The organism is Isoptericola sp. GX10416 (genome assembly GCF_056590155.1).
The window spans coordinates 228,148-236,953 of record NZ_JBWPVO010000006.1; the positions used below are offsets into that span (position 1 = coordinate 228,148).

The 8,806-nt window shown below is 70.0% G+C and carries 4 protein-coding genes; 3 read left to right on the forward strand and 1 reads right to left on the reverse strand.

Features of this window, described 5'->3' with window-relative positions; all coding sequences use genetic code 11:
• Positions 1-85: 85 nt before the first annotated feature.
• From ACWAT2_RS11405 to ACWAT2_RS11415, 3 genes are all read left to right on the forward strand, one after another.
• Entirely contained in the window at positions 86-5,959 is a 5,874-nt protein-coding gene (locus tag ACWAT2_RS11405; protein ID WP_402375568.1) for a ThuA domain-containing protein, read from the forward strand.
• 222 nt (positions 5,960-6,181) lie between these two features.
• The gene (locus ACWAT2_RS11410; RefSeq protein ID WP_402375566.1) at positions 6,182-6,775 is read left to right on the forward strand and encodes a hypothetical protein; all 594 of its coding nucleotides are present in this window, start codon (positions 6,182-6,184) and stop codon (positions 6,773-6,775) included.
• A gap of 53 nt (positions 6,776-6,828) precedes the next feature.
• Positions 6,829-7,827: a sugar phosphate isomerase/epimerase family protein gene (locus ACWAT2_RS11415; protein WP_402375564.1), complete on the forward strand. Its 999-nt coding sequence runs from the start codon at positions 6,829-6,831 to the stop codon at positions 7,825-7,827.
• Between the two features lie 14 nt (positions 7,828-7,841).
• Here ACWAT2_RS11415 and ACWAT2_RS11420 read toward each other — a convergent pair whose 3' ends face one another.
• Entirely contained in the window at positions 7,842-8,420 is a 579-nt protein-coding gene (locus ACWAT2_RS11420) for a GNAT family N-acetyltransferase (RefSeq protein ID WP_402375562.1), read from the reverse strand.
• Positions 8,421-8,806: the final 386 nt, after the last annotated feature.

Below are 8,806 nucleotides of genomic sequence, written 5' to 3' on the forward strand. Positions count from 1 at the left end.
CGGCGGAGCGCTTCCCCCGCAGCACCACTGATCCAGACCGAAGGAGTTCCTGGTGAGTACAGTGCTCAGCGTACGTTCGCGAGCTGTGAGACGAGGCGTCGGAGCCGCTGTGGCGGCCGCCGTCGTCCTGCCGCTCTCGTGGGCCGGCATGGCCGGCGCACAGGCGGCCGAGGCCGACGAGCCGCCTCCCGTGGAGGCGGCGGCCGAGGAGTTCGACCTCCTCGTCTTCTCCAAGACGGCGGGCTTCCGCCACGGATCGATCCCGGCCGGTATCGCGGCCATCCAGCAGCTCGGTGACGACAACGGTTTCTCGGTCACGGCGACCGAGGACGCCGAAGCGTTCACGGCCGAGAACCTCGAGCAGTACGAGGCCGTGCTGTTCCTCTCGACGACCGGTGACGTGCTCGACGCCGACCAGCAGGCCGCGTTCGAGGCGTACATCCAGGACGGCGGCGGCTACGCCGGTGTCCACGCGGCATCCGACACGGAGTACGACTGGTCCTGGTACGGCGAGCTGGTGGGCGCCTACTTCAACAGCCACCCGCAGAACCAGGACGCGACGGTCAAGGTCGAGGACCACGTCCACGAGTCGACGGCGCACCTGCCGGCTCGCTGGGACCGGTACGACGAGTGGTACAACTTCCGCACGGACCCGCGGGACTCGGTGCACGTGCTGGCGAGCCTCGACGAGTCGAGCTACTCGGCCGGCTCGGGGGCGATGGGTGCCGAGCACCCGATCGCCTGGTGCCAGGCGTACGACGGTGGCCGGTCCTGGTACACGGGCGGCGGCCACACCGACGAGTCCTACGCCGAGCCGGAGTTCCTCCAGCACCTGCTGGGCGGGATCCAGACGGCGGCCGGCGTCGTGGGCTCCGACTGCGCCGCGACGCAGAGCGCGAGCTACGAGGCGGTGCCCCTGGACGACGACACGTCGAACCCGATGATGCTCGAGGTCGCGCCGGACGGCACGGTCCTCTACGTCGAGCGTGACGGTCGGGTCAGGGTCATCGACCCGGAGACCAGCACGACGACGACGGCGGCGACGCTCGACGTGACGCAGGCCAACGAGGACGGGCTGACGGGCATCGTGCTCGACCCGGACTTCGCGTCCAACGGCTGGGTGTACCTGTACTGGTCCCCGACCGACGTGGGCGAGGACGGGCCGCACAACCGGATCTCCCGGTTCACCTACGCTGACGGGTCGATCGACCTGAGCACCGAGGAGAAGGTGCTGGTCGTGCCGACGCAGCGCCAGACGTGCTGCCACGCGGGTGGCGACATGGTCTTCGACGACGAGGGCAACCTCTACCTCGCCACGGGTGACAACACGAACCCGTTCGAGTCGGCGGGCTTCTCGCCGCTCGACGAGCGTGACGGGCGCCAGAACTACGACGCGCAGCGCACCTCGGCGAACTCGAACGACCTGCGCGGCAAGGTCCTGCGGATCACCCCGCAGGACGACGGCTCCTACACGGTGCCGGACGGCAACATGTTCGAGAGCGGGACGGCGGACACGCTGCCCGAGATCTACGCCATGGGGTTCCGCAACCCGTTCCGGATCGGTCTCGACCCGGTGTCGGGCAACGTGCACGTCGCGGACTACGGCCCGGACGCAGGCAGCGCCAGCGCGACGCGTGGTCCGGCCGGAGCGGTCGAGTGGAACGTGGTGAGCGAACCCGGCTTCTACGGTTGGCCGTACTGCACCGGCTCGAACAACGCCTACATCGACTACGACTTCGCCACGGGCCAGTCGGGTGAGGCGTTCGACTGCGCCGGCGGCGTCGTCAACGACTCCCCGCACAACACGGGCATCGAGCAGCTCCCCGGAGCGATCGAGGCGGAGATCTGGTACGGCTACCAGACGAACCCGGACTTCCCCGAGATCGGTGGGGGCGGTGCGCCGATGGGTGGACCGGTCTACGAGTTCGACCCCGAGCTCGACTCGGACGTCAAGTGGCCGGAGTACTGGGACGGCAAGGCGTTCCTCGGTGAGTGGAACCAGGGCACGATGTTCTCTCTCCAGCTCGACGGCGAGGACCGCGACGACCTGGTGGACATCAACCGTGTGCTGCCCGGCATCTTCGACCCCGGCGCCGGGTTCGACCGTCCGATGGACTTCGAGTTCGGGCCCGACGGTGCCATGTACATGGTCGACTGGGGTTCGGGCTTCGGCGGGAACAACGACTCGTCGGGCATCTTCAAGGTCAACTACGTCCAGGGTGACCCGGCGCCGATCGCGAGGGCGTCCGCGGACGTCACGAGCGGACCGGCTCCGTTGACGGTGCAGTTCTCCTCGGAGGGCACGCGGCACCCGAACGACGAGCCGATCTCGTTGCAGTGGACCTTCGGCGACGGCTCGGACCCGAGCACGGAGGCGAACCCGTCGCACACCTACACGGAAGAGGGTTCGTACACCGCACAGCTCACCGTCACCGACGACTCCGGTCAGACCGGAGTCGCGAACGTGACGATCGTCGTGGGGAACGAGGCGCCGACGGTGTCGATCACGTTCCCGGAGAACGGCGGCTTCTTCGAGTGGGGCGACCAGGTCGCCTACGAGATCGCCGTCGACGACCCGGACGGTGAGGTGGACTGCGCCGACGTGCAGCTCTTCACGTCGCTGGGGCACGACTCGCACGCTCACCCGTTCGACGAGCTGACGGGCTGCGAGGGCGTCATCCAGACGGCTCGCGACGAGGGCCACGGCATCGAGTCGAATATCTTCTGGGTGATCGAGGCGATGTACACCGACGACGGCGGGGCCGCGGGCGTGCCGCTCACCGGCAACGACCTGCAGGTGCTGCAGCCCAAGCTGGTCCAGGCCGAGTTCTTCACATCGACCGGACGGCTCGACGGCTCGACGAGCTCGGGCGACGCCGGCGTGGTCACCGAGGAGACCGGCGACAGCGCCGGTGGCGGCCAGAACATCGGGTTCGTCGAGCCCGACGACTGGTGGGCGCACGACCCGATCAGCCTGGGCAACGTGGACGGCCTCTCGCTGCGCGTGGCCTCCCCGGACGGCGGAGAGGTCTCGGTGCGCTGGGGCGCACCCGACGGACCGGAGATCGGTCACTTCTCGGTCCCGTCGACCGGTGACTGGCAGGTCTACGAGGACGTCACGACGTCGCTGACGGACGCCCCGTCGGGTTCGGACGCGCTGTACTTCGTGCTCGAGTCCGGTGGCATCAACGTCAACTGGTTCGAGATCGACGGGCGCGGCGTGACCGCCAACGAACGTCCGGACCTGGACCTCGAGGTCGGCCCGCTGGAAGGGTTGGCTCCGCTCACGGTGACCGGTTCGGCCACGGCGAGCGACCCGGACGGCGAGGACGACGAGCTCGTCTACGCGTGGGACGCCGGGCTCGGCGACGGGTTCGTCGACGGCGAGCCGGCGTTCGAGCACACCTACACCGAGCCGGGCACCTATCGCCTGCAGGTGAAGGTGACCGACGGTGGCGGTGCCTACGTCCAGGAGTACGTGACGGTGACCGTCACGGCGGAGGCCGTCGAACCGGCGCTCTGCTTCCAGGGCCGCTCGGACGACTTCCTCGGCGACGAGATCGACGCCGAGCGGTGGAACGTCGTCAACCAGGACCAGGGCCTCGTCGTCGCCGACGGCGTCGCCCGGATCCCTGCGACGGTGTCCGACATCTACGGGGCCGACAACTCGACGGTGCCGAACCTGGTGCTGCAGGAGCTGCCGGACGGACCCTTCACGGCCACGGCCAAGGTGACGATCCCGGCGAACGCGCAGTACCAGCAGGCCGGCCTGCTGATCTACGGCGGGGACGACGACTACGCCAAGATGGTGATCCAGGGCCGTTCGGCCCCGGCGGACCCGTCGACGCGCGTCTTCCAGTTCATCCGTGAGGAGGCCGGCCAGCCGAACGAGGTCGGTGACTCCAACACGGCGGCGCTGGGAGCGGACTACCCGTCGACGGTCTACGTGCGCTTCACGAGCACGGACGGCTCAGACCTGCGGGCGTCCTACTCGGCGAACGGCACGGACTTCACCGACATGCCGGAGACGAAGTCGCTCGACGGCCTCGTCGACCCGCAGATCGGGCTGGTCTCCCTCGCGGGTGCCAGCTCGACGGCCCCGGTGGTGGATGCTGAGTTCGACTGGTTCCACCTGACGCCGGACGACTCGGTGTCGACCACGCCGGACGACGAGTTCGACGGTGAGGAGCTCGACACCTGCCGTTGGCAGATCGTCCGCGAGGACGAGTCGGGCTACCGGGTGGCTGACGGTTCGCTGCAGATCGACACCACGGCGACCGACATCTACACCGGGACCAACACCGACGTGCCGAACATCGTCCTCCAGGACCAGCCGGAGGGTGACTGGACGGTCGAGACGCGGGTCGACGCCTCGCAGCTCGTGGAGCAGTACCAGCAGGGCGGTCTGATCCTCTACGGGGACGACGACAACTACGTCAAGCTGGACTACGTCACGGACAACGCCGCCGGTGACCCCGTCTCGGCGCGTCTGGAGCTGCGGTCGGAGGTCGACGCCACCGTCGTCAACCCCCAGCCGAACGTCTCCGGTCTGACCGAGGACGTCTGGTCCCTGCGCCTGACCAAGGAGGGCACGACCTTCACGGGCTCGTACTCGACCGACGGTGAGACGTGGGAGCAGTTCGGCGACCCGGTCGAGCACGAGGGGCTTGCGCAGGCCAAGGTCGGCCTGTTCGCCCTGGGCGGCTCGCAGACGACCTCGGCGACCGTTCTCTTCGACCACTTCCGGGTGGTCGGCGACGACACGGAGCCGCTGGCGGTCGTCGGTTCGCTCGACCCGGCCGAGCCGGATCGTGAGGACGGCACCTACACCGGGCCGGTGACGGTCACGGTGGAGGCCACGGGTGGTCCGGACGGCGCGACGGTCTACCGCGAGGTGAACGTCGACGGCGCCGGCTGGGCCGAGTACACGGCTCCGGTCGAGGTGACCGGAGCGGGCGACCACACGGTCGAGGTGCGTGCTTCGGCCGGCGGTGAGGACGTCGTGGGCGAGACCCTGACGTTCACCATCGCCGCGCCTGACGCGACGCCGGTGACCCCGAGCGTCGAGGTCGTCCAGGCCACGTGCGCCTGGGCGGACGACGGCACCCACGAGGTCACGGGTGGAGCGATCGTCACGGCCGAGGTGGAGGGCGTGCGGTACGTCGTGCGTCCGCTCACCGAGGACGGTGCGGGTCCGGTGGTCGACGACCTCGACGACCTGGCCGCGGGCACCTACCGCGTGGCAGCCCGTCCGGGCGACGGGTACGTCGTGGAGCCGGGTGACGGCTGGCGTGTCAACGCCAACGGCTTCGGCGTCCTCCGTGTGACCATCGACGAGCCCGAGTGCCCGGAGCCGACTCCGGTGACCCCGACGGTCGCGGTCACGCAGGCCGGCTGCGAGGTCGACGGGGACGGCGAGAACGTGCGCATCGGTGGTTCGCTCACCGGTGTGGCGGTCGAGGGTGTCAAGGGCTACGTGGTGCACAACTGGGTGGACGGGGACCTCAACGACGGCAAGCCGTCGGACCTGGGGAACCTGGCACCCGGTCAGTACCACGTGATCGCGACGCCTGCCGCCGGCCACGTGCTCGAGATCGACGGTGACTGGAAGCTGAGCCCGTCGGGCAAGGCGACGCTGGTCGTCACGATCGAGGCCTACGGCTGCGACCGTGTCCCCGCGGTGGAGCTCACGCAGGCGAGCTGCACCGACGGCAAGCTCGTGGCGGGTTCGATGAATCCGCTCGACGTCGCCGGGGTCAAGTCGTACGTGGTCCACAACTGGGTCGACGGCCACGCGCAGGGCAAGCCGAAGAAGCTGTCGACGCTGCCCGCGGGGAGCTACCGCGTGATCGCGAGCCCGGAGCCGCGCACCGAGCTCGAGGTCGAGGGTGACTGGGAGCTGAGCCCGTCGGGCAAGGCGAAGGTCATCCTGACCGTGGAGGAGGTGGACTGCCACTGATCCGGTCGCGGGGGGCCGCACGTGCGGCCCCCCGCCCCACGATCGCCGCTGGACGGGGCGCCGGGCGTCCGACGGCGCGGTCCCGGCCCGGGGACGGTGCCGTCGGCCGGTGACCATCCAGCGGTAGGCCGGCCTCGAGCCGGCAGACCCTCGGCACAGGACGGTGCGCTCCGCTCCTGTGCCGAGGGGCCTCGGCGTCACGAACTCGAAGGAGCACGGCAGATGATCACCCAGCACGATCAACGGCGATGGACGACGACGGCGCTCGCCGTCCTCGCGACCCTCGTCTTCGCCGTCGTGGCGTGGGCAGCAGCTCTGCCGCCGGCCGCGGCGCACGGAGGTGACCTGCAGATCGACGTCGGGACCGACGGCTCCGGGGGTGTCGACGCCGTGGTCGTCTGGGCCGCGGACGGCCACCCGGTCGAGGAGACCGTCGACGTCACGGTCAAGGCCGTCTCCGACGACGGCGAGGAGGTCGGGCCTGTGCAGCTGACGTCCGCCTCGGAGGGTGTGGGGTGGTACCGGTCCGAGGCGGGCCTGCTCGGTGAGGGGCACTGGACTCTCACGGTGCGGGCGACGGAACCCTCGAAGTACAAGTCGAAGACCGAGCTCGACGTCGTCGCGCCGCCGACACCCACCGCCGAGCCTGCGGACACCGACGACGTCGACGAAGCCGCCGCGGAGACCGCGGCCGACGCCTCCGACCCGGCGAGCACCGCCACGGCCGGGACTCCGGCCTGGGTCTGGATCGCCGTCGGGGTCGTCGTCGTGGGTGCCGCCGTGCTGATCCTGGTCAGGCGACGTCGCTCCGCCTGATCTCTGTCACGACCTCGCCCCCGCAGAGGGGGTGACCGAAGGAAGGAACCGACATGACCCGACCGATCTCTCTCTTCACCGGCCAGTGGGCCGATCTGCCGCTCGAGGAGGTCGCCGGCCTGGCCGCGGGCTGGGGCTACGACGGCCTCGAGCTGTGCTGCTGGGGCGACCACATGGACGTGTCGCGGTGGGACGACGCCGACTACGTCCAGGGGCGCCTGGACCTGATGGAGCGGCACGGGCTGCGCATCGTCGCCATCTCGAACCACCTCACGGGGCAGGCCGTGTGCGACGACCCGATCGATCGTCGTCACGAGGAGATCCTGCCGCCGCAGGTGTGGGGCGACGGCGACCCCGAGGGTGTGCGGCAGCGTGCCGCCGAGGCGATGAAGGACACGGCGCGCATGGCGGCGAAGCTGGGTGTGAAGACCGTCGTCGGCTTCTCCGGGTCTTCGATCTGGAAGACGGTCGCGATGTTCCCGCCGGTGCCGGCGGACATGGTGGAGGCGGGGTACCAGGACTTCGCGGACCGTTGGAACCCGATCCTCGACGTCTTCGAGGAGGTCGGCGTGCGGTTCGCACTGGAGGTGCACCCGAGCGAGATCGCCTACGACTACTGGACGGCGAAGCGCACGCTCGAGGCGATCGGTCATCGCGAGTCGTTCGGCCTCAACTGGGACCCGAGCCACATGGTGTGGCAGGACATCGACCCGGTGGCGTTCCTCTGGGACTTCGCGGACCGGATCTACCACGTGCACTGCAAGGACACGAAGAAGCGCCTGAACGGTCGCAACGGCCGGCTCTCCTCCCACCTGGCCTGGGCGGACCCCCGACGCGGCTGGGACTTCATCTCCACGGGGCACGGCGACGTGCCGTGGGAGGACGCGTTCCGCATGCTCAACGCGATCGGCTACGACGGCCCGCTCTCCGTGGAGTGGGAGGACGCCGGCATGGATCGGCTCGTGGGTGCGGCCGAGGCGGTCGAGTTCGTGCGCCGGTACGCGTTCGATGCGCCGGACGCCGCGTTCGATGCGGCGTTCTCGTCGCAGTGAGCGCCCCGGCGTGACTACCCGGCGGGGGACTGCAGCATGACGACGTCGTCGTGCTGCACCCCGCCGACGTCGTAGGTACGCCGGCCCACGACGTCGAACCCGTGGCGCCGGTAGAACGCCTGGGCGCGAGCGTTCTCGCCGTTGGTCCCGAGCCAGAGCGGACTGCCGGGGGCGAGGCGACGGGCCTCGTCGGTCGCCTCCGACAGGATGCGCCCGGCCGTCCCGGTCCCGAGGTGGTCGGGGTGCACGTAGATCTTGGACAGCTCGACGTACGGTCCGGGCCCGACGGCGGCACGCAGGACCGCGAGCTCCTCCGTCCCGGAGGGCTCGCCCCGCACCAGCAGCGCGTAACCCACGGGGCCCCCGGCGTCCCCGGCGCCGGTCGGGGACTCGGCGACGAGCAGCACATGCTCGGGGGAGGTGCTCCATCTCGCAAAGTGCCCGGGGGTCAGGTGCTGGGCGACGTGCGCTGCCATCGTGGGTACGGGGGTGCCCGGAGGGCACGCCAGCGGGAACGTCAGCGCGGCCAGCCACGCGATCTCGGCGGCCTCTCGCGCGCGGGCACGGCGGACGACGACGGGTTGTGCTGTCACCCGACGAACCTAGCGCGGGCGCGAGACTCCGGCATCAGGCGGTGGCAGCAGGCTGACCTGCATCGACACGAGAGGTCGCGGTGTGCCGGGCGTCACCCCGCGACCGAGTTGGCGCCAGGGCCGGGGACGTGTAATGTTCTCGAAGTCAGCCCGACAGGAACCGGACACCGCGAGGTGGCCGCCGGGGTCTGAAACTCTCACCGAAGGTCGTGGATCGCTTCGTGCGCCACGAGCCAGGAGCGGGAGACCTCGCCGCGAGATGCGGGCTTGGATCGGATCGCCAAGGCGGTTTGGACCGGGCCGGGAGATCGGGTAAGGTTGAAGGGTTGCCCCGGACGGGTCGGAGCGGTTGTTTCGGTCTTGGATGGTGTGCGTCGGTTGTTTGA

What these genes read in the sequence shown, in the direction of transcription:
- ACWAT2_RS11410 (WP_402375566.1), top strand. Translation starts at nt 6,182, where the DNA reads ATGATCACCCAGCACGATCAACGGCGATGGACGACGACGGCGCTCGCC.
- ACWAT2_RS11415 (WP_402375564.1), top strand. Translation starts at nt 6,829, where the DNA reads ATGACCCGACCGATCTCTCTCTTCACCGGCCAGTGGGCCGATCTGCCG.